The organism is Streptomyces sp. 11-1-2, assembly GCF_003595545.1.
GTDB classification, from domain to species: domain Bacteria; phylum Actinomycetota; class Actinomycetes; order Streptomycetales; family Streptomycetaceae; genus Streptomyces; species Streptomyces hygroscopicus_B.
The window spans coordinates 530436-555163 of sequence record NZ_CP022545.1; the positions used below are offsets into that span (position 1 = coordinate 530436).

At 69.7% G+C, this 24728-nt stretch carries 21 protein-coding genes and 1 pseudogene; 7 read left to right on the forward strand and 15 right to left on the reverse strand.

Annotation, left to right across the window (positions count from 1 at the left end; translation table 11 throughout):
• Positions 1 to 72 precede the first annotated feature (72 nt).
• Complete coding sequence (locus CGL27_RS02485; protein WP_240450324.1) at positions 73 to 909, reverse strand: hypothetical protein; 837 nt, start codon at positions 907 to 909, stop codon at positions 73 to 75.
• 114 nt (positions 910 to 1023) lie between these two features.
• Here CGL27_RS02485 and CGL27_RS02490 point away from each other — a divergent pair.
• Positions 1024 to 1804, forward strand: a pseudogene (locus CGL27_RS02490) (IS5 family transposase).
• Between the two features lie 24 nt (positions 1805 to 1828).
• On the opposite strand, the gene CGL27_RS02495 reads toward CGL27_RS02490, so the two are convergent.
• The 3 genes from CGL27_RS02495 to CGL27_RS02505 all read right to left on the reverse strand — a co-directional run bounded on the left by CGL27_RS02495 (position 1829) and on the right by CGL27_RS02505 (position 5099).
• Positions 1829 to 2593: a class I SAM-dependent methyltransferase gene (locus tag CGL27_RS02495; protein ID WP_119984148.1), complete on the reverse strand. Its 765-nt coding sequence runs from the start codon at positions 2591 to 2593 to the stop codon at positions 1829 to 1831.
• 482 nt (positions 2594 to 3075) lie between these two features.
• The gene (locus tag CGL27_RS02500) at positions 3076 to 4242 is read right to left on the reverse strand and encodes a DSD1 family PLP-dependent enzyme (protein ID WP_119984149.1); all 1167 of its coding nucleotides are present in this window, start codon (positions 4240 to 4242) and stop codon (positions 3076 to 3078) included.
• A 221-nt stretch (positions 4243 to 4463) separates the two neighbouring features.
• Positions 4464 to 5099: a thiamine pyrophosphate-dependent enzyme gene (locus CGL27_RS02505; RefSeq protein ID WP_119984151.1), complete on the reverse strand. Its 636-nt coding sequence runs from the start codon at positions 5097 to 5099 to the stop codon at positions 4464 to 4466.
• A gap of 300 nt (positions 5100 to 5399) precedes the next feature.
• Here CGL27_RS02505 and CGL27_RS02510 point away from each other — a divergent pair, with 300 nt between their 5' ends.
• On the forward strand, positions 5400 to 6161 hold the full coding sequence (locus CGL27_RS02510; protein WP_119984154.1) for a pirin-like bicupin family protein: 762 nt from the start codon (positions 5400 to 5402) through the stop codon (positions 6159 to 6161).
• Positions 6162 to 6238: 77 nt separating this feature from the next.
• On the opposite strand, the gene CGL27_RS02515 is transcribed toward CGL27_RS02510, so the two are convergent.
• Together CGL27_RS02515 and CGL27_RS02520 are read right to left on the reverse strand one after the other, a co-directional pair.
• Positions 6239 to 7060 (reverse strand): ABC transporter permease, encoded by an 822-nt coding sequence (locus CGL27_RS02515; RefSeq protein WP_119984156.1) that lies wholly within the window; start codon positions 7058 to 7060, stop codon positions 6239 to 6241.
• Entirely contained in the window at positions 7057 to 7665 is a 609-nt protein-coding gene (locus CGL27_RS02520; RefSeq protein ID WP_119984158.1) for an ABC transporter ATP-binding protein, read from the reverse strand. The genes CGL27_RS02515 and CGL27_RS02520 overlap by 4 nt, the downstream gene beginning before the upstream one ends.
• A 153-nt stretch (positions 7666 to 7818) precedes the next feature.
• Here CGL27_RS02520 and CGL27_RS02525 point away from each other — a divergent pair, with 153 nt between their 5' ends.
• The 3 genes from CGL27_RS02525 (at position 7819) to CGL27_RS02535 (ending at position 12759) form a co-directional block, all read left to right on the forward strand.
• Positions 7819 to 10119 (forward strand): polyprenyl synthetase family protein, encoded by a 2301-nt coding sequence (locus CGL27_RS02525; protein WP_119984160.1) that lies wholly within the window; start codon positions 7819 to 7821, stop codon positions 10117 to 10119.
• Between the two features lie 222 nt (positions 10120 to 10341).
• On the forward strand, positions 10342 to 11322 hold the full coding sequence (locus CGL27_RS02530) for a formylglycine-generating enzyme family protein (RefSeq protein WP_078638258.1): 981 nt from the start codon (positions 10342 to 10344) through the stop codon (positions 11320 to 11322).
• A gap of 177 nt (positions 11323 to 11499) precedes the next feature.
• Positions 11500 to 12759 carry a sulfatase-like hydrolase/transferase gene (locus CGL27_RS02535; protein WP_205587599.1) on the forward strand — a complete coding sequence of 420 codons (1260 nt, stop codon included), beginning with the start codon at positions 11500 to 11502 and terminating at the stop codon, positions 12757 to 12759.
• A gap of 69 nt (positions 12760 to 12828) precedes the next feature.
• Here the strand turns inward: CGL27_RS02535 and CGL27_RS02540 are convergent, their stop codons facing one another.
• The 8 genes from CGL27_RS02540 to CGL27_RS02575 are packed head-to-tail and all read right to left on the reverse strand — an operon-like array spanning position 12829 to position 21495.
• Positions 12829 to 13626 (reverse strand): SDR family oxidoreductase, encoded by a 798-nt coding sequence (locus CGL27_RS02540; RefSeq protein ID WP_119994213.1) that lies wholly within the window; start codon positions 13624 to 13626, stop codon positions 12829 to 12831.
• 8 nt (positions 13627 to 13634) lie between these two features.
• Positions 13635 to 15125, reverse strand: coding sequence for an aldehyde dehydrogenase family protein (locus CGL27_RS02545; RefSeq protein ID WP_205587600.1), 1491 nt, complete (start codon positions 15123 to 15125; stop codon positions 13635 to 13637).
• A complete protein-coding gene (locus CGL27_RS02550; RefSeq protein ID WP_119984164.1) occupies positions 15122 to 16003 on the reverse strand; it encodes an ATP-binding cassette domain-containing protein in 882 nt (293 codons plus the stop codon). The genes CGL27_RS02545 and CGL27_RS02550 overlap by 4 nt, the downstream gene beginning before the upstream one ends.
• Positions 15996 to 17063 (reverse strand): ABC transporter ATP-binding protein, encoded by a 1068-nt coding sequence (locus CGL27_RS02555; RefSeq protein ID WP_119984166.1) that lies wholly within the window; start codon positions 17061 to 17063, stop codon positions 15996 to 15998. Before CGL27_RS02555 ends, CGL27_RS02550 begins: the two co-directional genes overlap by 8 nt.
• A complete protein-coding gene (locus CGL27_RS02560) occupies positions 17060 to 17938 on the reverse strand; it encodes an ABC transporter permease (protein WP_205587601.1) in 879 nt (292 codons plus the stop codon). Before CGL27_RS02560 ends, CGL27_RS02555 begins: the two co-directional genes overlap by 4 nt.
• Positions 17935 to 18885 (reverse strand): ABC transporter permease, encoded by a 951-nt coding sequence (locus CGL27_RS02565; RefSeq protein WP_078638264.1) that lies wholly within the window; start codon positions 18883 to 18885, stop codon positions 17935 to 17937. Before CGL27_RS02565 ends, CGL27_RS02560 begins: the two co-directional genes overlap by 4 nt.
• A 16-nt stretch (positions 18886 to 18901) precedes the next feature.
• Entirely contained in the window at positions 18902 to 20416 is a 1515-nt protein-coding gene (locus CGL27_RS02570; RefSeq protein WP_119984168.1) for an ABC transporter substrate-binding protein, read from the reverse strand.
• Between the two features lie 5 nt (positions 20417 to 20421).
• A complete protein-coding gene (locus CGL27_RS02575) occupies positions 20422 to 21495 on the reverse strand; it encodes an isocitrate/isopropylmalate dehydrogenase family protein (protein WP_119984170.1) in 1074 nt (357 codons plus the stop codon).
• A 150-nt stretch (positions 21496 to 21645) separates the two neighbouring features.
• Between CGL27_RS02575 and CGL27_RS02580 the strand changes: the two genes are divergently transcribed.
• Complete coding sequence (locus CGL27_RS02580) at positions 21646 to 23106, forward strand: amidase (protein WP_205587602.1); 1461 nt, start codon at positions 21646 to 21648, stop codon at positions 23104 to 23106.
• The gene (locus tag CGL27_RS02585; protein ID WP_240450325.1) at positions 23103 to 23885 is read left to right on the forward strand and encodes a FadR/GntR family transcriptional regulator; all 783 of its coding nucleotides are present in this window, start codon (positions 23103 to 23105) and stop codon (positions 23883 to 23885) included. Before CGL27_RS02580 ends, CGL27_RS02585 begins: the two co-directional genes overlap by 4 nt.
• Before the next feature lie 23 nt (positions 23886 to 23908).
• On the opposite strand, the gene CGL27_RS02590 is transcribed toward CGL27_RS02585, so the two are convergent.
• Positions 23909 to 24691, reverse strand: a complete 783-nt coding sequence (locus CGL27_RS02590) for a TioE family transcriptional regulator (RefSeq protein ID WP_119984174.1) — start codon at positions 24689 to 24691, stop codon at positions 23909 to 23911.
• Positions 24692 to 24728 lie beyond the last annotated feature (37 nt).

Here is a 24728-nt window from a genome sequence, read left to right on the forward strand (position 1 = left end):
AACTTGAGCACCCCCGCGATGCTCGCTCCCGCCGTGCCCGCGGATCGCCGCCGCCTCACCGGCCGAATGGTGTCAGCTACCAGTGGACCGGACGGTGCCCATGACCTTCTCGATCTCGGCGGCTGTCAGCGCGTTCGGAACCCGTTGGTCCGCGTAGATCACCCAGCCGTGCATGGTGCCGTCGGGGAGCTTCTGCGCGATGCTGTGCACGATCGCCTTCGGCGGGACGCATGAACTCGGCCGGTTGGTGACGGTGACCTGAGCGGTCGCGGTGTAGCCGTCGATACCCCCCTGCTTCCACGGCTTGGCCTCGCTGACGGTGATCTTGGGCTTGTGGTCCGCACCTCCGTACGCGGCGAAGCCCCAGTTGCCCGCCCAATTACGAGCGTTCTCCTGGAGGGTGCCGTCCTTGCCGCCGCCTGTGGTGCCGACGGTGGCAAGCTGCCCCTTGCCCGCCTCACCGATGGCCTTGGGATTGGGACTCGAGGAGCAGCCGCCCTCACGGTAGCTGGCAGCCGCGGTCATGACGACGATCGGCTGGCCGTTCTCGTCCGTATAGGAGAGGGCCGTGTCCTCCCCGAGAACCTTCCACTTCTTGGCCTTGACCGGCACGTCATAGCGGAAGTGGTGCTTCTGTGCGGTCTGCGTCTGCCATCCCGCGACCGACGGCTGATCGCCCGAAGGGCTCGACGGGGCAGCGGACTGGGACGACCCCGCCGAGGGCCCCTTCGACTCCGCGGCACTGGTGTCCTTGTCCGTTGCCTCGCCGGTGTCGTCGTTGCACCCGCTCAAAGCGACGGCCATGCCGATGCCGATGGCCGCGATCAGGGTCTTCTTCGTCCGCCGGGACGATATACGGGTGGACTGCGGGTGCTGAGCGATGGGCTCGATGATCTTTGAGTGAGACATGATCGGCACTCTAAGAGCTCGCACAGACAGGCGGTGTGGGGGACCCGGTAGCAAGGCGGGCACAGGTCCCGGTGACCATGGAGTTGCGACGCTCTGTGATCATTGAGGAGACCCGTGCCCGTCCTGCCATCATGGCTGACCGACCCGCTCTGGGACCAGTTCGCGGCGCTGCTGCCCGAGCGTCCGACGGTCGACCCGGCCCATCCGCTGGAGTGCCACCGTCCCCGCATCAACGACCGGATCGTGTTCGACAAACTGCTGCAACTTCTCCGGTTCGGCTGCTCCTACCAGGGGATCGCCGACACGACGTGCTCGGCGACCACCATCCGCAACCGTCGCGACGAGTGGATCCGTCTCGGCGTCTTCGTCCGGCTCAAGCAGATCGCGCTCCAGTCCTACGACCGGATCGTGGGGCTCGTGCTCGACCAGATCGCCATCGACGGCTCCATCACCAAGGCCCCTGGTGGCGGTGAGGCAGCCGGACGCTCACCGGTCGATCGTGGCAAACAGGGCTTGAAGCGCACGGGTATGACGGATGGTTACGGACCCCCCCTCGGCAGGGTTCTGGCCGCCGCGAACCGCCACGATTCCCCGTTGCTCGCCCCGACCCTGGATCTGTTGGACGACCTCGGACCGCTGCCCGACGACATCACCGTTCACCTGGACGCCGGCTACGACTCGGACAAGACCCGCACCGAACTCACCGCCCGAAACCTGCACTGGCGCATCGCGCACAAGGGCGATAAGGCGCCGATCCAGGCGTGCCGGAGGTGGCACGTCGAGCGCACCCATGCCTGGCAGAACGCCTTCCACCGGCTCACCCGCTGCTACGAACGCCGCACCACCGACATGGACCACCCACCGCTGGGACAACCGGCCGAACCGCCGCCTATGAGGGCACGCCTGTCTCCGCGAGCTCTTACGCGCGCTCAGGCTTGCGGGCCTCGATGAGGGTCCTGGACGAGCGGGCGATGAACGGGCCCTCGGCCTCGATCTTCTCGTGCAGCTCGCGCAGGCGGCTGCGGTACTGCTCGACGGTGAAACCGGGCACCGTCCAGATCACCTTGCGGAGGAAGTAGATCACGGCGCCGACGTCGAAGAACTCCATCCCCAGCCGTTCCGTGCGCACGTCGACGATCTCCAGGCCGACGGCCTTTGCCGCCGCGCTCTCGTCATCAGGATGCCGCTTCCGGCGCGCCTCGGGCTGCGGCCCCAGGAAGTACTCCACCAGCTCCCACACGCTGGCGGGCCCGACGTGCTGGGCGAAGTACGTCCCACCCGGTCGCAGCACTCGCGCGATCTCCGACCACCACACCGTCGCGGGATGACGGCTGGTCACCAGGTCGAATGCCTCATCAGCGAACGGCAGCGGCGGCTCGTCCGGGTCGGCGACGACCACCACCCCGCGCGGGCGCAGCAGCCTGGTCGCCTTGGCCACGTTCGGCGGCCAGGACTCCGTCGCGGCCATCGCGGGAGGCAGCTTCTCCGCCCCGGCCAGGACCTCACCACCACCGGTCTGAATATCAAGCGCCGCCGACACCACCGCCAGCCGCCGACCGATCGCCTGCTGATAGCCCCACGACGGGCGTTCCTCGGTCGCCCGGCCATCCAGCCAGGAGAAATCCCAACCCTCCACGGAAACCGACTCAGCTTCGGCGACAAGCTTTTCAAAAGGACCTGACACACCCACATCATTACGCCCCAGCCCACCCGAACGCACACACTTTTCCGTTGTGGCCCCTGGCAAGCCGGTGGGGGAAACAACGTACGGTAGCGGCCGAACCGCTGCCCATGAGGGCACGCCTATCTGCGCGAGCTCTAAGCGAGCCGCGTCGCCGCCCGTCCCCCACGTGGACGACCCACTGCGAGACGGATACCGGCTCGTGACACATCATATGAAGCTGATACGCGCGGCTCGGCTCGCGAAGTACCGCTCTAGTCATCGCTCGGCAGGCGCACTCGCCCGAGTACCGGTCAGCGGGGGCTGGTCGGGCGGTCGGGCAGCACGGCCGGGGAGCCTGCCAGGCGGTCCATCAGGCGGGCGGCGAGCAGCAGGACCTGGCGCTCGGTCTCATTGAGGTCGGCCAGGGCGATGTCGAGCCATGCGTCGCGCTGCGCCAGGTCGTGGGCGAGGGCCTCGCGGCCCGGCTGCGTGATCTCCAGTGGTCACCAGCCGCTGATGCGGTGCCAGACTGCTTGGACAGCGGGTGCGTCAGTCGCCGTCCGGCCACTGCCGATGACGTGGTAGCCGCGGTGTTGGGCGGCCGTGGCACAGGCATGGTTGGGCAGGACGCGCAGACGGGTGCCGACTGGCAGGTCGGGCAGGGTGGCGCCGTCGCGGGCGGTGATGGTGCCGTGTTCCTGGCTCGCGGCGCTCATGACCAGGCCGGGGATCAGATGCCCCGCCAGGTCGGTGACCAGACCGTACCCCTGGTCCTGCGGCTGGGCCGCCGTGCCGCGGTCGCGGGACATCGCCATCCAGCCGCCGTCGGTGACGATCCAGCCGTACTCGGGACGATGCCCGATGACGGTGACGACGACGGACAGCGCGAGGTCGTCGACCTGGCACACTCCGAGACCGGCCATCACCAGGTCGAAGAAGACGTAGTTGCCCGCGCGCAGTTCGGTGACGCCGGTGAGGTCCTCGGCGGCGTGTGCGGTGGGCGTCGAGCCGACGCTGACGGTGGCCACCGGCAGCCCGGCGGCGCGCAGATTCTCGGCGGCGGCGACGGCGGTGTCGCGTTCGTTCTTCGCCGCCAGCCGCTGCTCCTCCGCGGAGTAGGTGAAGTAGGACTCGCCCGCGTGGGTCAGCACACCGTCCAGGCATCCGGCGTCGTGTAGGGTGCGACCGATGTCGACGAGGGCGGGGGCGTCGGTCTTGAGGCCGCCGCGGTGGCCGTCGCAGTCGATCTCGATCTGGGTGGGAATGCTGATGCCCTCCCGACGGGAGGCTTCCGCGACGAAGGCGGCCTGCTCGGTGCTGTCCAGCAGGACGCGGAGGGTGACGCCGCGGCGCAACAGGGCGATCACACGGGGGAGTTTGTGGGGGGCGACGCCGACGGCGTAGGTGATGTCGGTGTAGCCGCCGTCGGCGAACGCCTCGGCTTCGGCGAGCGTGGAGACGGTGACGGGGTGGGGCGCGCCGCCGTGCATAAGGGCGGCGACGTCAAGGCTCTTGGCCGTCTTGACGTGCGGCCGCAAGGCGACGCCAAGGTGGTCGGCCTTGGCCGCGAGGCGGTCGATGTTGCGCAGCGCCTTGTGCACGTCGACGACCGCGAAGGGGGTGTCGGGGTCGGCGAGCGTCCTGGTACTGGTGGACGAGGTGGTGGTCATGGGGTGAGGTCCGTTTTCTCGAAGGTTGTTCGTCGCCCGGATCGCATGCACACCGTCGCCCTGGGGCATGGTCCGCGTCCCGCGCTCACATCATCAACTAAAATTCCACTTCTAGACAATAGCGCTAGATTCCGTGTCCGGGCGGGCTGTACAGCAGAACGGCGGTCCGCCCCCGGGCGCACGGGCACGCGGGCGCACGGACGCACCCCTGTGGTGTGCGCTCAGGAGACGGGCGCGTGGTGGTAGTCCGCGGTGGCGAACGCCTTGCCCAGCTTGACGAGAGACTCCGGGGCATCCAGGCGTTCCATGACTGCCTCGATGAAGACGAGCCGGTCGCGGTTGCTCCTGGCCGTGTCGAGCGCGGCCGCGAGGGTGTCCTCGGTGTCCGCCTTGGCGGTGATGGCCAGGTTCTGGGGGTCGAATGCTTCGACCAGCCGGTCGTACCGCCTGGTGGCGATGTTGTTGTAGCTCGCGTCCGCGCCGAGGATGCAGCGCTCGACCGTATAGCCGTCGTTGTTGACCAGGATGATGACGGGGGTGAGCCCCTGCCGCAGCACCATGGACAGCTCCTGCGCCGTCAGCTGGAAGGAGCCGTCGCCGATCAGCAGGATGTGGCGGCGGTCGGGCGCCGCCAGCATGGTTCCCAGCAGCGCCGGAAGCGTATAGCCGATCGACCCCCACAGCGGCTGGCCCACGAAGGTGCAGCCGTGCGGGAGAGGCAGTTCGGCACATCCGTAGTACGAGGTGCCCTGGTCGGCGATCACCACGTCGCCGGGCTCGAGGAACGCCTGGAGCTGCGGCCAGAAGCGCTCCTGGACCAGCCGGGCCGAGCGCACGGGCTCGTACGCCTGCCCCATGACGCGACCTTTCTCGATGCTCTCGATTCCTGCCACGCCGGTCTGCCCGTGACGATGCTGTCACCGGTGGCTCCCCCCAGCCACCGGGCCCCGGGACGTGCCCCGCCGAACGGGTTACGGCCACCCGGGCGCGCAGCCCGCGGCGCCGTCGGTGAACTTGGCAGCGTTCGGTGTAGCCGGGGCGGCGATGATGCCGCCGACTGGGAGCGACGGGAATGATTCGGCTCGCGATGTTGTATAACGTTCAACTACATCACCGGGTCGACCCCCGGCCGCGCGGACAGAAAGGACACCACCACCATGGCCTCCCTGCTCGACATCCGGCGCGCCAACGAGCGTTTCCACACCCGCGCCGGCTGGCTCGACTCCCACCACTCCTTCTCCTTCTCGCGCCACTGGGACCCCAAGAACACCCATTTCGGGCTTCTGCTGGTCTCCAACGACGACGTGGTCGCCCCCGGCACCGGCTTCGAGACCCACCCCCACCGGGACATGGAGATCATCACCTGGGTCCTCGACGGCGGCCTTGTCCACCAGGACTCCGAGGGGCACAACGGGGTGATCTACCCCGGCCTCGCCCAGCGGATGAGCGCCGGCACCGGCATCCTCCACAGCGAGAAGAACGACTCCTGGACCCTTACCGGCCGGCCCGAGCACGATGACCCCGTCCACTTCATCCAGATGTGGACCATCCCCGACGAGTCCGGTATCCGGCCCGGCTACGAGCAGCTCGACATCAACGACGAACTCGCCCTCGGCGGCTGGTCCACTCTCGCCTCCGGCATGCCCGAGCACAGCAACCAGCGCGCGATCGGCATCCGGCAGAAGCACGCCGCCCTGCACGTGGCCCGCATCCGCCCCGCCGAGACCCTGGAGATCGTCACCGCTCCCTTCGTCCACCTCTTCGTCGCGCGCGGCAGCGCCGAGCTGGAGGGCGCGGGAACACTGGCCACCGGCGACGCGGTCCGTGTCACCGGCGCGGAGGGCCAGCGCGTCACCGGCGGCCCCGACGGCGCCGAGGTGCTCATGTGGGAGATGAACGCCGCCATCTCCACGGCCTGAGCCCAGCTCCCCGGGCCTGAGCCCAGCTCCTCCCCCGGGTGGGAATCCCCGCGAGTCCCACCCGGGGAGGGCGCGGACTAGACGAGTTCGACGAGTCGCCACGAGCGCGGCCATCCGCTCTTGCCGAGGGTGTTGCGGGTGCGGCAGTGGAAGGCAAGGAGGGCGATGAGTGCGGCGGCGGTGAACCAGCCGGCCTGGATGGCGAGGTACTTCGGAAGTGGCGTGCTGGAGAACCCGGCGCCGGTGGCGGCCTGCATCGCACCGTAGGAGGGCAGGTAGCGCACCACGCTGCCGTCGGAGCTGGAGCTGTAGAGGGGATTTTGCAGGGCGAGGTCGATCACGCTGGTCATCACGATGGCGAACATGCCCTCCACTTCACGGCGCAGCAGTGAGCCGAAGGCGACGCCCAGGGCGCCATAGGTGATGCCGGCGCAAAAGAGAGCGGCGGCGAGCAGGGCGGGCTGCTCGGGTGCCCAGAAGGTGCGGGTGAGGATGGTCGCGTAGGCGGCCACGGCGGCGGAGACCAGCGTCAAGGAGGTGAGCTTGGCCAGGACGAGATGGGTGCGGGGATAGCCGGCCAGGGCCAGTCGGCGGTCGAAGTGGCCGCCCGCGAAAGAGGCCGCGAACATCATGAAGCCGACGATCAGGGTGACGGCGTTGAGGGCGCCGGTGATCTCGGTGAGCTGGTTGCCGTGCGGGGTGAGCAGGTCACCGGTCGCACGCAGCCGGAAGCGGGTGGGGGTGCTGGGTACGGACCAGAACGCCAGCGCGGTCCACACGGGGATGAACAGGGCGATGAGGACCATGGCGAAGCGGTTGCGCAGGTGCTCGATCAGCGCGTAGCGGGCCGCGGTCATGAAGAGGGTGCGGTTGCGGCGTACGGCTCGGGGAGGTGTCATGCGGTGGGCTCCGCGATCTGCCCGTGGAGACGGCCCCCGTCCAGGCGCCACAAGGTGTCGAGGCGTTCGGCGTCGTAGGCCAGGTGGGAGACCACGAGGACCGATCGGCCGTCCTCGCGCAGCCTTGTGGCCAGGTCCCAGAACCGCTGGTAGGTCTCCCAGTCGAAGCCCTGGTAGGGCTCGTCCAGCAGCAGTGTCCGGGGATTGTGCATGAGGGCCAGGGTGAGGTTCAGTTTCTGCCGGGTTCCGCCGCTGAGGACTCCGGCCCGTTCGTCGGCGTACTCGCTGAACTGGAGTGCCTCCATGACCTCTTCGGCTCGCACCAGGTCACTCAGGCCGTAGGCGACCTTGAAGTACTTCAGGTGCTGGCGGACGGTGAGCGCGTCGTTGAGGACGGCGGCCTGCGGGCAGTACCCGAAACCGCCGTAGTGGTGGACCGTGCCGCGGTCGGGGGCCAGTTCGCCTGAGAGAATCCTCAGCAGGGTCGTCTTGCCCGCGCCGTTCTCCCCCACGATTCCGGCCAGTACACCGGGGCGCAGTCGCAGGTCGACACCGCCCAGCACCGCACGCCGGCCGTAGGCGTGGTACACGCCGGTCACCTCCATCGAGGGCCTCCTCCCCTTGGCGTTCCGCTATAACGAGCGGGCGGCGTCGAGGGCACGGCGACGACCCGATATCCGGGCCGCGTTGTCATCCGATGAGGTGGGGCCGTTACGACAGCACCCGGTGAGCGGGGTACGGACGTCTAGGTTTCCGGCATGACCATCTCCGCGTCCCGTCCCCCGGCGCAGGGCCCTTCGCAGGCCGCACCGCAGCACACCGCCGGCTCAGCGCCCATTGGCCTGCCGCACCCTTCGGCCGGTGCCGAAGGGTGGTATCTCAACGGGCATCTGCGGGATGAGAGCGGCGACGAGTACACGTGGATGGTCAGCGTCCTGAAACACCACGACGTACGGGACCGCGCGGCCGGTCCCGGGTACGGCGTGGTGTCCACGTGCTCGGGACCGGCAGGGGTCACCCACGGCGCCTGGCTCACGCCCACCATGCATCGCGCGGTCCGCGAGGCGCTCCGCGGCGACACCGCGCAGGATCACCGGGTCCGCGAGGCGCTGGCGGAGGCCCTCGCCGAGGGCCCGCTGCTGCCCGACCGGCCGCTGGCCGAGCCGGTGGTGGAGTCGGCCGAAACGCTGGACATGTCCTTCGGGGACGTGGCCGCGCTGCGCCGTGCGGAGGACGGCGGATACCACCTGGCCTTCCAGGACAGGGAACGCCTCGAGCTTCTCCTCACCCCCGTCAAGGCGGCGGTCCCGCAGTTCGACGCCCGTGGGCGCTATCCGGGGCGGCTTCCGACCGAGGCGGACGCGATGACGTCGTACTTCGTGCCCCGGCTGCACGCCCACGGGACCCTGCGTCGTGCGGACGGCACCCAAAGACGGGTGGCGGGGCACGCCTGGTTCGAGCAGGACTGGGGCAGCACCTACTACGACGTCGAGCGGACCCCGGGAACGCCGGACCACACCTGGGAGTGGGCCGGCATCCAGCTCGGCAACGGCTGGGAGATCAGCTGCATTCACGCGCGCAACACCGATCCCGCCACGGGCGCCGCCACGCTGGAATTCACCCGCGCCACGGTGGTCGCCCCGGACGGCGGCGTCGGCTACCACGACATGGACTGGCAGCCCGTGCGCCACTGGACCTCACTGGCCACCCTCAACACCTACCCCACCGCGGTGCGCGTGCGCGTCCCCGACCTCGGGCTGGACGTCGAGGTGATCGCTCCGGCAGCGGAGGGCGAGGTCCGTACTCTGATCGTCGGACGCGCCTTCTGGGAGAGCCCCGCCACCGTGCGCGGCGTCATGGGAAACACGTCCGTGGCCGGCACGGCATTCCTGCAGACACTCCCGACCAACACCATCGGCGATATCGAGCACTACATGCGCCGCACCCACGACATCGCCCGTGCGGAAGCCGCCGCGCTCTATTCCACCGATGCCGCCGACGAGACCGCGCTGGGTCTGCTCACCGGCACCAGCGGCGGAACGGACCTGGACACCGCCGCCCGGATCCGCCTCCACCAGGCGGTCGCCGCTCCCCTTCTGCACCTGCTGGACAACCCCGGACGCTCCTGGCGCCCCTACGTGGCCGCGGCCGTCCTCTGCCTTCTCGGCGCCGACCCCGAGCCCTACCGGCCGCTGACCGCGGTCACCGAGCTGCTCCATGTCTCGGCTCTGGTCATCGATGACATCCAGGACAACTCGCCCACCCGGCGCGGCCGTCCGAGCGTCCACGAGATCTTCGGCACCGCTCCGGCGATCACCGCGGGCACCCTCGGCTACTACACCTTCGACGCCCTCATCCAGCGCGTCCCGCAGGCCGACCCCGCCACCATGCTGCGCATCTACCGGCTCTATCTGCGGGACCTGCGCGCCGCCCACGCCGGTCAGGCCCTCGACCTCGCCGGGCACCACACCGCATTCGACCAAGCCGTGGCAACCGGTGACGCCCGCCCCCTCCTCGACCAGATCCGCACCGCCCACCGGCTCAAGACGGGCATGCTCGTCCGCAGCACCGCCGAGGTCTCCGCGATCCTCGGCGGCGCCGACGAGACCCAACTCGACGCGATCTGCGCGTACTTCGAAGCCGTCGGAATCGCCTACCAGATCACCGACGACGTCTTCGACCTGTACGGGCAGTGCACCCCCGACGAACACCGGCAGGGCATCACCACCCGCTCCCCCGCCGAAGACCTCCGCAACGGCGAGGTCACCTACCCCGTGGCCCACGCCACCCGCCTCCTCGACACCACCGACCGCCAACGCCTGCGCGACGCCCTCCGGCAGTGCTCCGACGCCGGTGCGCTCCAGGCGTCCGACCTGCTGATGCGCAGCGGAGCCCTCGACGCGTGCATGGCCGAGGCCCGCGAACTCGTCGACAAGACCTGGGACACCCTCGCCCCCTTGCTCCCGCCCACCCCGCACAAGGCCATGGTGCGCGCACTGGGCTGGTACGCCGCTCAACGCGAAACCGACCACATCCCGCGGGCAACAGCACTGCGATGAACGCGGAGCAGGCCGCGACCAGGCGGTGCGGCGGGTTCGTTCCGCTACGGGTAGCCGAACGAACCGCTCCACGTGCCGTCCCCGCGGCTCGATGACTCCCTTGACAGCGGTATTCGGACCGAAACACACTCATTCAACTAGCCAGAATATGATGCTGGCCAGACCAGTCACCTCAGGAGACCTGGAGTCGGGCGAGAAACAGCGGCCGCGGTTGGAGGAGCGATGTCAGGAGCCTGCTGCGCCCCCACATCAGGGGGCGGCCGGGAGATTCCCGAACCGTCCGCCGTGCGGCTCCAGGCCTCGGATCGGGACCGGGCGCAGGGGCTGCGCGCCATGCTGCGCATCCCCGCGGGGACGTATCTGATGGGAGGCGATGACGCCGACGCGTTTCCCGAGGACGGTGAAGGGCCGGTCCGGGCCGTGCGGCTGTCGCCGTTCCTCATCGACGCGACCGCTGTCACCAACCGGCAGTTCGCGACGTTCGTGCGCAGCAGCGGCTACCGGACCGATGCCGAGCGCTACGGCTGGTCCTTCGTGTTCTACGCACTCGTCCACCCCGACGCCCGGCATCTGGTGCGCGACGGCACGGTGGCGCAGGCACCCTGGTGGCTCGCGGTGGACGGGGCGTGCTGGCGGGCCCCCTACGGGCCGGGGTCGTCATGGACCGATCTGTCGAACCACCCTGTCGTCCATGTCTCCTGGCGTGACGCGTCCGCCTACGCGGCCTGGGCGGGCAAGCGCCTGCCCACGGAGGCGGAGTGGGAGATGGCGGCACGTGGCGGTCTGGAGCGCGCCCGCTACCCGTGGGGGAATGAGCTCCTGCCTCGCGGGCAGCACCGCTGCAACATCTGGCAGGGGCAGTTCCCGCAGGTCAACACGGGTGAGGACGGGTATCTGGGAACCGCGCCGGTCAAGTCCTACCGGGCCAACAACCTCGGCGTGTACAACACCTCGGGCAATGTGTGGGAATGGTGCTCCGACTGGTGGAGCACCACCTGGCACGCGGCCGACCGCCCGGAGACCCGCCAGGACCCGGCCGGACCTCCCGCCGGGGAGGCGAAGGTGATCCGCGGCGGCTCCTACCTGTGCCACGCGTCGTACTGCAACCGCTACCGCGTCGCCGCGCGCACCTCCAACACACCCGACAGCAGCACCGGGCACATGGGGTTCCGCTGCGCGGCGGACCTGCCCCCGCCACGCTGACGGACCGCCGGCACAGCGCACCAGTGTCCATGTAGAGGAGCGTCCTGGACGACCAACTCCTCTCCGCGTCCGCCGTCCGCGAGCGGCACTTTCCAAGGCGAGATCGGCACGACCTACGAGGAGTCGACGCCGTGGTGCCCCCAGCAGCCGACGCCGCCCGAGGACACGCCCAATGTCGTGGTCATCGTGCTCGACGACGTCGGCTTCTCCGACCTCGGCTGTTTCGGCTCGGACATCGAGACCCCGGCCATGGACGCCCTCGCCAGCGGGGGCCTGCGCTACACCAACTTCCATACCACCACGCTGTGTTCGCCGACCCGGGCCTCCCTGCTGACCGGCCGTAACCACCACTCGGTCGGCATGCGGATGCTGTCCAACTTCGACACCGGCTTCCCCAGCGGCCGCGGACGGGTCACCAAGGCCGCCGCGATGCTGCCCGAGGTGCTGCGCGACAACGGTTTCAACACCATGGCCGTCGGCAAGTGGCACCTGGCGCCGATGGAGCAGACCACCGCGTCCGGGCCGTACACCCAGTGGCCGCTCTCCCGTGGGTTCGAGCGCTACTACGGATTCCTGGAAACCGAGACGGACAGCTTCTATCCGGAGCTGTTCTACGACAACCACGCCGTGGCTCCGCCGAAGACCCCGGAAGAGGGCTATCACCTCAGTGAGGACCTGGTGGACCGGGCGATCGAATTCGTCACGGACCAGACGTCGGTCACTCCCGAGAAGCCCTTCTTCATGTACATGGCCTTCGGTGCGGCGCACGCCCCGCACCAGGCCCCGCGGGAGTACCTGGAGAAATACCGGGGCCGGTTCGACCACGGCTGGGACGCCGAGCGCGCGACCCGGCACGCCCGCCAGATCGAACGGGGCATCCTCGCGCGCGCACGCAAACTACCCCTGGGGCTGGGCGCAGGCGGGCAACACACCGTTCAAGCGCTACAAGCAGAACACCCACGAGGGTGGCCCGTGATGACCCCCGCGCACCGCATCACCGCGTACGTCGACCGGGCCGCCACGTCGGACGAGGGTGTCCTGGTCTCCCTGGGCAACATCAGCAGCGGATACGTCCTGTACGGCAAGGACAACCGGCAGGTCTACGAGTACAACTTCCTCGGCACCCGGTACACGGTGACCTCGGCGGAGGAGCTCCCGGTCGGCCCGGCGGAGCTGACCTTCGCCTTCGACAAGACCGGAGACATGCGGGGCGTTGGACACCTGTATGTGTCAGGCAGGTCGGTGGGCAGCGCGGACATTCCGCGGGTGCTTCCCCACTTCCTGGGATGGCAGGGCCTCGACATCGGCCGGGACACCCTGTCGCCCTCCTCACCCAGCTATGACGGCGAATTCGCGTTCACCGGGAAGTTCGAGAAGGTCGTCTTCACCGTCGCGCCGGACGAAGCGGGCACGACACCCTTCGAGCGCATCGACTGATACGGCCTTCAGGCCCCCTCGTCCGGGTTGAACCCAGGAAAAGGGGGCCTGAGAGTGTCCGGCGCCCCGTCAGTTGGGCGGCGTATAGCGTCCGTCGATCGCCGTCCAGCCTCCGTCCACGAAGAGCTGGCTCCCGGTGACGAAGGATGACGCGTCCGACGCGAGGTAGACGACGGCGCCGGCCAGCTCGTCGGGCCGGGACCAGCGGCCCAGGGCGCTCTTGGCCGCATAGGCCTCGGACCATTCCGGTACGGCCCTGATCTGCGCGGTCAGCGGTGTGTCCACGACGCCCGGTGCGACGGTGTTCACCCGCACGCCCGACGGTCCCAGCTCGGCCGCCGCGGTCCGCAGCATCTGGACGAGGCCGGCCTTCGTGGCCGCGTACACCCCCTGCCCCGGTTCGACGGCCACCGCGCGGATCGAGCTGAAGCCGATGATGCTTCCCCTGCCGCGTTCGGCCATGCCGCGGCCGAACGCCCGCACCAGGTCGAAGGACGCACGCAGATTGAGCGCCACGACCCGGTCGAACTCCTCCGCCGTGTACTCGAGCAGGTGCTTGCGCACGTTCGTCGCGGCGGTGAAGACGAGCACGTCGACAGGTCCGAGCTCCTCGGCGGCACGCGCGACCGCCTCGCCGTCGAGCACATCGAGGGCGTACGGCGACAGGCCCGGCCCCATCGACGCCGACTCCGTGGCCGCCGTCAGATCACGGTCGGCGCACACCACCGTGGCCCCGTGCGCGGCGAGGGCCAAGGCGCTCTCGCGGCCGATTCCACTGCCCGCGCCCACCACGACAGCCCTGCGGCCGTCGAGCCGGAACAGGCCGGAGTACGCGTCCACCGCATCGGTGCGGTCCTTTGCTTGCATGGTGGTCCTCACGGCTTCGTTGTCGTCGGACGGATCACTGCCATACGGGTCACGGTGAGCTCTTCGATGGCGAACCTCGGGCCCTCCCGTCCGGCCCCGGAGTCCTTCACACCGCCGTACGGCATGACATCGGAACGGAAACCGGGAACCTCATTGACCACCACTCCGCCCACCTCCAGGCGGTCGAGAGCGGCGAACGCGGTGTCCAGGGCGCTGGTGTAGACGCTCGCGTGCAGTCCGTAGCGCGAGTCGTTGACCAGGTCGAAGGCAGTCTCCAGATCGGGGACTGACCGTACGGCGACCACGGGGCCGAACACTTCCTCGTCCCAGACGGCGAGGGCGCGGTCCACATCGAGCAGCAGGGCGGGCTCGATCACACCATCGGTGACCGATCCTCCGGCCACCAGCGACGCCCCCGCCTCCACCGCCTCGGCCAGCCACGCGCGCACCCGCTCGGTCGACCGCTGGTCGATGAGTGCCGAGACACGCGTCTGCGGATCACGGGGATCGCCCACGGCCACCTGGGCCACTCGCTCCGTCAGGCGGGCCACGAACTCCTTCCGCACGGAGTCCACCACGATGACCCGCTGCACGCTGATGCACGCCTGGCCCGACGCGTAGTACCCGCCGCGCACCACCGCGTCGGCGGCGGCGTCGAGGTCGGCGTCGGCGGCCACCACCAGGGCGGCGTTGGAGCCGAGTTCGAGCAGCACCTTGGTGGGTGCCGCGTCCCGGGCGATCTGGTGGCCGACGGCGGCGGAACCGGTGAAGGACACCGCTCCGATCCGGCGGTCGGTGGTCAGCGCGATGCCCACCTCGGGGCCCCCGGTCACCAGCTGCACCGCGGCCTGTGGCGCACCGCCGGCGCGCAGGGCCTCACGGAGGAGGTGCACCAGCCACAGGGTGGCCAGCGGGGTCTGCGGGGCGGGCTTGGCGATGATCGGGCAGCCGGCGGCCAGCGCCGGCGCGATCTTGTGCGCGGCGAGCAGCAGCGGGTAGTTGAAGCCCGCGATGCCCACCACCACGCCAATCGGCTTGCGGGTCCAGAAGCCGAGCAGCCCCTCCCCCGACGGCAGCAGGTCCAGCGGCACCGTCTCCCCGTGCAGCCGGGCCACTTCCTCGGCCGCCGTGAGCAGGGTCAGCAGGGTACGGTCCACCTCGACCCGGCAGTCGACCAGCGGCTTGCCGGTCTCCAGGACGAGGAGCCGCTCAAAGTCCGCGCGCCGGGAGGCGACCGCCTCGTGCGTCGCGAGCAGCGCCGCCCTGCGTACGTGCGAGGGGAGACGGCCGACGCGCTCGCGGATCGCGAGGGCCGCGTCGACCGCGTGGCGGGCGAGGGCGGTGTCCCCGATCGGCGCCCGTGCGACGAGCGTCCCGTCGTAGGGGAAACGGACGTCCTCGGTGGCGGGTGCCTCCACCCAGGTGTCACCGATGGGAAGACCCTCGGGAAACTCCCTCGCCACGGGGCTTTCGCCGGCGGGTTCGGCATGGGTCGTCACGGTTGGTACTCCCGGTTGAGGTCGGCCGCCGACACTCCGGACAGTGCCTTGCCCAGAGTGGGAACGGCGGAGATCAGCCTGCGTGTGTAGGAATGCTGCGGGTCCTCGTACACCTGCTCGGTGGCCCCGGTCTCCACGATCTGCCCGTTGTGCATGACCGCGACCCGGTCGCACACATGGCGGACCACGGACAGGTCGTGGGAGACGAAGACCAGCGTGAGGGACAACTCGTCGACGAGGTCGGCGATGAGGTTGAGGACCTGGGCCCGTACGGACACGTCCAGGGCGCTCACCGGCTCATCGGCCACGATGATCTTCGGACGGGGGGCCAGAGCGCGCGCGATCGAGATGCGCTGCCGCTGACCGCCGGAGAACTGGTGCGGGTACCGGTCCGCCGCGTCGGCTCGCAGGCCGACGGCCTCGAGCAGCTCGGACACCCGCTCGCGGCGGTTCCCGCGACCCTGTGCGACGAGCGGTTCGGCCACGATGTCGCCGACGCGCATGCGCGGATCCAGCGAACTCATCGGGTCCTGGAACACGAGCTGGAGCCGCTCGCGGACGAACCGGAGCTGTCTCTCCCGGAGCCCGGTGATGTCCCGGCCGTCGATCGCGACGCTGCCGCTGGTGGGGCGGTCGAGCCCGGCCAGAATCCGCAGCAGGGTCGACTTGCCGCACCCCGACTCGCCCACGATGCCGAACCGTTGCCCCGGCGGGACGGCGAAGCTGACGCCGCGCAGCGCGTGCACCGGCGGGCTGGGGTGGCGCAGCGAGGTACGAGGTCGCCGGTAGTCGCGGGTGACGTCGCGGACGCTGATGGCATCCGCCGGGCCGGTCCCCCGCCCGGGGGCACGGGGGGCGCTGGTCGGCTGCTCAGCCATGGCCGGCCTCCTGGTTCGTGGGGGTGCCGGTCCCGGGTGCGCCGCTCTCGGACACCGGGTGGAAGCAGGCGTAGCCGGAGTCCGGCCCGGTCGCGACCCATTCCGGCCGGGTGGCGCACACCTCGGTGGCCTGGGCGCATCTGTTTCTGAAGACGCATCCTGCGGGGAACTGACCCGCGGGCGGAACCGACCCGCCGATGGTGACCAGCCGGCCTCGGTCGTCGACCACGGTCAGGTCGGAGGCGCCGATCAGACCCTGGGTGTAGCGGTGCCGGGGGCGCGTGAACACCTCCCTGACCGGGCCGGACTCGACCACCCGCCCGCCGTACATGACCATGACCCGCTCGCAGGCGGTGGCCACCACGGGCAGGTCGTGGGTGATGAAGAGCATGGCCGACCTGCGGTCCTGGACGCCCCGCACGATCAGGTCGAGCACTCGCGCCTGCACCGTGACGTCGAGTGCGGTGGTGGGTTCGTCGCAGACCAGCAGCGCGGGGTCGTTCGCGAGGGCGATGGCCAGCACCACCCGTTGCCGCTGGCCGCCGGAGAACTGGTGCGGGTAGGCGTCGGCGGCGACCGCGGGATCGGGCAGTCCCACCTGGTCGAGGAGTTCCACGGCGGCGGCGCGAGCGGACGCGCGGTCGGGCCTGGTCCGGTGGATCAGCAGTACCTCGGCGATCTGCCGCCCGACCTTCATCGTGGGGTTCAGAGCGGTCATGGGCTCCTGGAAGACCATGGCGATCTCCTTGCCCCGCACCCGGGACATCCGCGCCTCGTCGGCCCCCACCAGGTCGTGGCCGACTCCGGCGAGCCGCACCGAACCCGTGGCCCGGAGCTCCTCGGGAAGCAGGCCCATGACGCTCAGCGCGGTCAGCGACTTGCCCGACCCCGACTCGCCGATCAGGCCGACCCGTTCGCCCGCCCGGATGGTGAAGTCGACGTCCTCGACGAGCTTGCGGCCGCCGACCGCGACGTCGAGTTTCCGCACGGTCAATACGTCATCGGGCGAGTCGGGGGAGCCCGCTGCGGAGGCCGGTGCCGTGTCAGGTGCCGGGGTCATCGGCGGTCCTCCATCTTGGGGTCGAAGCGGTCGCGCAGGCCGTCACCGAGCAGATTGAATCCGAGCACCGCCACCGCGATCGCGATGCCCGGAAACACGGCGAGCCGGGGGGCGATCGACAGCATCTCCTGGCTCTCCTGCAGCATCCGGCCCCAGGACGGTGTGGGGGGCGGGGTTCCGAAGCCCAGGAACGACAGCGCGGCTTCGGCGAGTACGGCGATGGCGAATCCGACCGACGCCTGCACGATGACGAGACCGCTGACGTTGGGCAGGACATGCCGCAGGGCGATCGCGAACGGCCCGCGGCCCGCCGCGCGCGCGGCGATGACGTATTCGGTCCGCATGACCTGCAGCGTGCCGCCGCGGATCAGCCGGGCGAAATGGGGGATGGACGCGATGCCGATGGCGATCATCGCGACCAGCGTGCCGGCACCGTACACGGCGGAGAACATGATGGTCAGCAGGAGCGCCGGGAAGGCGAGAATCAGGTCGTTGCCGCGCATGAGCAGCTCGCCGAACCAGCCGGGCGCCATTCCGGCGACGATGCCGAGGGGCACTCCGACCAGGGCGGCGACCCCCACCGCCACGAAGCCGACGAACAGCGTGGTGCGCGAGCCCATCATGATCTGGCTGAACACGTCGCGGCCGAATTTGTCCGTGCCGAACCAGTACTCCGACGACGGCGTCTCCAGCCGCGCCGCGGGGTTCACCAGCGTCGGATCGTGCGGGGTCCACACGAAGGACAGCAGCGCCATGCCGAGTACGACCACGACGATGAGAGCGCCCACCAGGAGGCTGCCCGGCACCGGGCGGCGCCGCCGACGGCCCTCGGGCGCCACGGACGCGACAGCGGCTTCCGTGTCCGGAACACTCATGACGCACCCACCCTCAGTCGCGGGTCGATCAGCAGATAGATGATGTCCACCAGGAAGTTCACGAGCAGCACCGCCGTTGCGATGATCATGACCACGTCCTGCACCAGGATGAGGTCGCGGTTGGAGACGCTGTCCAGCAGCAGGCTCCCGAGCCCGGGGATGACAAAGACCCGTTCGATGACGACGGCGCCCACCAGCAGCGTGGCGAGTTGCAGCGCCAGGACGGTGACCACGGGCACCGCCGCGTTCCGCAGGCCGTGCCGCAGCAGCGCCTGCGTCGGGCGGAGTCCCTTGGCCCGAGCGGTGCGCAGATAGTCCTCCCTGAGGACATCGAGCACGGCGCTGCGGACATAGCGGGTGAGCACTGCCCCCTGCACCACGCCGAGGGACAGCGCGGGCAGCACCAGCTGCTTGAGGAAGAGGACCGGATCCTCGACCGGGGGTGTCCATCCGTTCGCCGGCAGCCACCCGAGTCCCACCGCGAACACGGTGATCAGGAGGATGCCCGCGAGGAAGGCCGGGACGGCCACGCCGATCTGCGACAGGGCCGAGAGGATGAGCCCGGACGGCCTGCGGTGCCGCACGGCCATGACCATGCCCATGGGAATCGCCACGATGCAGGCGATCACCATCCCGGTGCCGACAAGCCACAGGGTGACCTGGAGACGGTCGGAGATCTGCGGGCCGATCGGCGCGTGTGAGATGTAGGAGTTGCCCGGGTCGAAGGTCACCAGGCCGTGGATCCAGCTCAGGTACTGCTCCACGAGCGGCCGGTTGAGCCCGAACTGCTCGCGCAGTTGCGCCACCGCGGTGTCCGAGGCGCTGGTGCCGAGTGCGACGCGCGCCGGATCCCCCGGCAGGACCGCCATGAACGCGAACACCAGGACGGAGCTCACGGCAAGGCTGGCCAGGAGGATCGCGATCCGCTGCGCCAGACGGACGATCATGGGTTGAGGCCGCCTTTCATGACCGGCCCAGGCCGGTGAGATCCAGTGACTCGGAGACGGTGTTCACCGGCAGGCCGGTGATGTCCTTGTTCGCCACCATCAGGTTCGGGAGCAGGAACAGCCAGTCGGCCGCGGCGTCCTTGGACAGCAGCCGGGCGGCCGCCCGCATGGCGGTGATCTGCTCCTTCTGGGTGCCCTGGTCCGCCTTCTTCAGCAGCGCGCGGAATTCAGGGCTGTCGTAGCGGGTGTAGGAGGTCTTGCTCCCGAACACCGCCTGCATGTCGCGGGGTTCCACATGGCTGATGATGGACATGTCGTAGTCGGCGTTCTTGAACACGGTGGTCAGCCAGGCGGCGGGGAACTCCAGCTGGTCGAGCTTGACCTTGAACCCGGCCTGTTCGAGCTGGCTCTTGACCACGGTGCCGCACGCGGTGGCATAGGGCAGCGTCGGAAGCCGCAGCCGCAGCGTACGGCCGGCTTGGCCGGACTCCTCGAGGAGCTTCTTGGCTTTGTCGCGGTTGTACGGATACTCGTTCGTGAGGTTCTGGTACCACGGGTCGGTCGGCGGGACCATGCTGCCGATGAGCTTGCCGCGGCCCGCCCAGCAGGTGTCCATCAGGGCTTTGTGGTCGATGGCGTAGCGGACTGCCTGGCGGACCCTCGGATTCTTCAGCGGGCCCGAGCCGTTGTTGAGCGAGAGGACCACCTCGCCATTGGTCGTGCCCTCGATGACCTTGTACTTCGGGTTGTTCGCGAACCGGTACAGGGAATCCGGGGACTGCATCGTGCCGATCACGTTGATGGTGCCCGTGAGCAGCGCGTTGTTCATGGCCGTCGGGTCCTTGAAGTACTTGAGGGTGACCGACGCGAAGTGCGGCTTGCGCCCCCAGTAGTCATGACGACGGCCGAGCGTGATCGAGTCGCCGCGGTTCCACTTCTTCACCACATACGGGCCGGTGCCCACCGGCTCGGTGGCCAGCTTGTCCACGCCGGTCCTGCTGAACATCGCGCCGACGCGAGTGGTCATCCGGTACAGCCAGTCGTTGCTCGGCCGCTTCAGGGAGACCTTCAGTTCGGTGGGCGACACCGCCCGCGCCGTATCGACGACGTCCATCTGGGCCTTCTGCGCGATCGTCCAGTCGGAGCTGACACGCTGGATGGAGAATGCGGCGTCCTTGGCCGTGAACGGTGCGCCATTGCTGAACCTGGCGTTCTTCACCAGGTGGAAGGTGTACGTCTTGCGGTCCTTGGACAGGGTCCACGACGTGGCCAGTTGGGGCCGTATCTTCCCGGACTGATCCAGCTTCACCAGGTTTTCGTAGACGTTGTAGAGCAGTGCCTGCGAAATGGCGGCGCCTTCGGTCTTGGTGAAGTCGAAGTTGGCCGGCTCGGCGGTGAGGCCGACGTTGAGGGCGTTCTTCCCGGTGCCGCCGGATGCCGTGGACCCGGCCGAGCAGGCTGCCAGCAGCAGGCATGCGAGCGTGGCCGCGAGGGTCCCGGTCCCCCGCGCCGGCCGCCTGGTATCTCTCATAGGTACTACCCCTGGCTTTCCATCGTGTGCAGGACGGCGGATGCCACCTCCGCCGTGGTGGCGTTGCCGCCGAGGTCGGCCGTGTGGTGCCGGGCGTCGCGCAAGGTGGCCGCCACGGCGTCGCGGAGGCGGCGAGCCGCGCCGGCGTGTCCGAGGTCGTCGAGCAGCATCGCGCCGGAGAGCATGCATGCCACCGGATTCGCCACGCCCTTCCCGGCGATGTCGGGTGCGGAGCCGTGCACGGGTTCGTAGATACCCGGCACGTCCGCGCCCGGAAGGACGTTGGCACTGGGCGCCATGCCCATACCGCCGGCCAGCACCGCGGCGAGATCGGACAGGATGTCGCCGAACAGGTTGCTCGCGAGCAGCACGTCAAGCGATCGCGGAGCCTGGATCATGCGGGCGGCCATGGCGTCGACCAGCACGGTTTCCAGCCGCACCGCCGGATAGTGCTCGCCGACCTCGCGCACCACCCGGTCCCACAGCGGATAGCCGTATCGCATCGCGTTGGACTTGGTCACCAGACACAGATGTCCCGACCGCCGGCCGGCCAGGGCGAACGCCTGGTGCGCCGCCCGCTCGATGACGCGATGGGAGTGCACCGCGACCTCGATGCCGAGATCGTGTCCGCTGCCGGCGTGCGCCACCCCGCCGGCGCCGACGTACTCGCCCTCGGTGTTCTCGCGCACGATCACCAGGTCCACCCCATCGGTGTCGCGCACCTTGGTGGGAACGCCGGGGAACGCGCGCACCGGGCGGAGGTTCACGGCGAGGTCGAGTTGCTGCCGCAGGCCGATGATCAGCCCCCAGACCAGTTCGTGTTCCGGCACATCGGGACGTCCGACGGCGCCGAACAGCACGGCGTCCGCCTTCTTGACGAGGTCGGCCGCATCGGCCGGCATCGCCGCGCCCTGCCGGAGGTACCGCTCGCCTCCCCAGTCGTACGAGGTCACGTCGAGCCGGTGGCCTTCGGCCTCCAGCGCGGTCCGGAGCGTGGGCACGGTCGCCGCGACGACCTCAGGGCCGGTCCCGTCACCCGGTATGACGGCGAGCCGCACGACCTCGGGGTCCCGCGCCATGGACGACACCTTTCGTTGTGACTGGCCTGACCAGTAAGCTCATTTGCCAGGTACCGTGACGACTGAAACTGCTCTTGTCAAGGGTTCGAATTCCCCAGGTATCGCCAGGGGCACCGCCCAGCGGTGGCTGGGGGAGAAGGGAGACCGCGGGTGCTCACGGAACAGGGCCTTGCCACCATGCCGGCCGTCGAGATGGTGGCCCGCTTCGCTGACCGCACGTTGTCGCCGGTCCAGGTCCACGAGGCCGTCCAGTCGGTCATCGAGGCGCGCGAGAGTGTGCTCAACGCGTTCTGGGTGCGGGATCCGGACGAGTCCCGCAAGGCGGCCCAGGCCAGTGAGGCCCGATGGGCGGCGGGGGAACCGCTCGGGCCCATCGACGGCGTGCCCGTGACGCTGAAGGAGAACGTCGCCCGCAGGGGTGTCCCCATGCCCGCGGGCAACGCGGGGACCGATCCGGTGGTCCCCGAGGCGGACGCGCCCATCACCGCGCGGGTCCTCGAATCCGGCGGGGTGATCCTCGGGTCGACCGTGATGCCGGACTGGGGCATGCTCTCCTCGGGAGTCTCCAGCCGGCACGGCATTTCGCGCAGCCCCTGGAACGCCGCCTGGACCACGGGCGGTTCCAGCTCCGGTGCGGGCGCCGCGGCCGCCGGGGGCTATGGTCCGCTCCACGTGGGCACCGACATCGGGGGATCGATCCGGCTGCCGGGCACCTGGCTGGGGCTGGCCACGCTCAAGCCCAGCCACGGGAGGATCCCGCTGGACGCCCCGTACCTGGGACGCGCCGCCGGTCCGCTGACCCGTACCGTGGCGGACGCGGCCCTGTTCATGGGTGTCCTGAGCCGGCCGGATTCCCGGGACTGGACAAGCCTGCCGCCGCAGGACATCGACTGGTCGGCGCCGGCCGGCGAGGTACGCGGACTGCGGGTGGGGGTGCACCTGGACGCCGGCTGCGGGGAGCCGTGCGACGCCGAGATCCTCGCCGCGGTGAACCGCGCCGCCACGGTCTTCGAGGCGGCGGGCGCCATTGTGGAGCCCGTCGAGCCGTTTATGAGCCAGGACCTCCTGGACGACCTGGATCTGTTCTGGCGGGTGCGGTCCTGGAACGACTTCCGCGCGCTGACGCCCGAGGCCGGGCTGCGCGTCCACCCCCACATCATCAGGTGGTGTCAGGGAGGCGCGGACGTACCGGGCACGAAGGTGCTCCAGTGCTACCAGCAGATCATGCGCATCCAGGCGCGGACCGTGGCGGCGACGGAACCGTACGATCTGGTGCTCTCGCCGGTGGCTCCGGTGGCGGCGTTTTCCGCCGAGCAGCCGATGCCGTTCACGGGGGACGCGAAAACCATGGCCCACATCGGCTTCACCGCGCCGTACAACATGTCGGGACAGCCCGCGGCGACCGTCAACTGCGGCTTTACGGCGGACCGTCGGCCCATCGGGGTGCAGATCGCGGGCCGCCGCTTCGACGATATCGGCGTCTTGAGGGCGGCGGCGTGGTACGAACGGAACCGGCCCGCCGAGGCGGTCCCGCACTGGCCGGACAGCGCCCCGGGTGCGCCCACCGGGGAGAAGCCGACATGTACCACGCTCGAAGGGAAGAAGCCGTGAGTGACGGTGCACAGTTCCGGCAGGTCTCACCGGTACGGCTCTACCAGCGCATCGTCGAGCAGATCGAGCAGGCGATCACGCGAGGTGATCTGAAGCCCGGTCAGCGGCTGCCGAGCGAGCGGGAGTTGGTGACGCAGTTCGGGGCGAGCCGGCCCACGGTGCGGGAGGCCCTGCGCGTACTGGAGAGCAACGGCCTCGTCCGCTCGCGCCCGGGTGATCCGAACGGCCCGGAGATCCTGCCGTTCTCGCCGGCCGGCCTGACCAAGGAAATGACCCGGCTCGTCCAGTTCGACAACGTGTCGATGGCCGAGTTGATCTCGTTCCGCATGATCCTCGACGGGTCGGCGAGCCTGCTGGCGGCTCGGCTGCGGTCCGAGGAGGAGCTGTCCGCCATGGAGCGGACGCTCGCCGTCATGTCGGACGCGATCGAGGCAGGGTACGAGAAGTTCAGCAAGGCGGACGTCGCATTCCATGAGGCGGTGGCCGTGGCCAGCCGCAACTCCCTCATCGAGGTCTGCAATCAGGTGGTCCGGGGCGCCGTCCTCTCGCTGATCTCGGACAAGGTCACCCACGCACACAACAGCACGGCGCTCATGCGGAAGTCGCTCCGCCATCACCAGGAAGTGCTCGAGGCGATCCGGGTACGGGACGGCCAGGCGGCAGCACGCATCTCGCGGCGCACACTCTACGACTACTACGCCGGCTACGTCCCCGAGAACGAGCAGGGGCCGCTGCTCGCGCTCGTGGACGACGAGGAGACGTCCACCACTCGGCCGTAAACGATCGAGGGGGGATCGGCGTCTCATCCGCCCTCGCGCAGGTACGCCTCCAGCTCCGCGGCCCCGGTCAGCATCGCCCGCCCGCGGGCGGACAGCCGACCGTGCCAGTCGCACAAGGTGGCCTGCAGCGGCTCCAGCCCGCCGGCCGCCCGCACCTGGGCGATCAGCGGGGCGATCTGCTCCAGCAGGTAGCCGCCGCGTCTGAGCTGGTGGGTCAGCCGGGCGTCCCGTACGGCGGCCTCGTCGTAGACGCGGTACCCGGTCAGCGGGTCGCGGCGCGGGCGCACCAGCCCGGCGCGCTCCCATTTGCGCAGCGTCGCGGGCCCGATGCCGAGCTTTTCCGCCAGCGGCCCGATGAACGTGCCGCCGGGCCCGGACACCGCGGCCGGCTCGGACCCCACACCGGGCTCTACCGAGGCCGGCCCGGACCCCACATCGGGCCCGGACGCCGTGGTGCGCTCCAGGTCGCGGAGGGCGCTCTCCACGGCCTGGAGGGTCCGGCGATCGTCGAGGAGCTGGGCGTGGCTCTCGTCGATGAGGTGGAACGCCTCCTCGGCCGAGCCCTGGTTCACGGCCCGCATGATCGACGTCGCCGTCTGGTGGCCGTGGCCGGGCACCAGGGCGAGGAACGCGCTAAGGGCCGCCGCATGCAGCGAGGCGTAGGTGCGGTAGCCGTGGGGTGTTCGACCGGCGGCCGGAAGGATGCCGGTCTCCTCGTAGTTCCTGATCGCCTGCGTGGACAGACCGTGTCCGCGCGCCAGATCAACCGGCCTGAGCCGCTCACCGCTTTGAAGGTTTCGTCCCATGGTTCTGCCAATATCGCGGAGAAGTTTCAACCGAAAG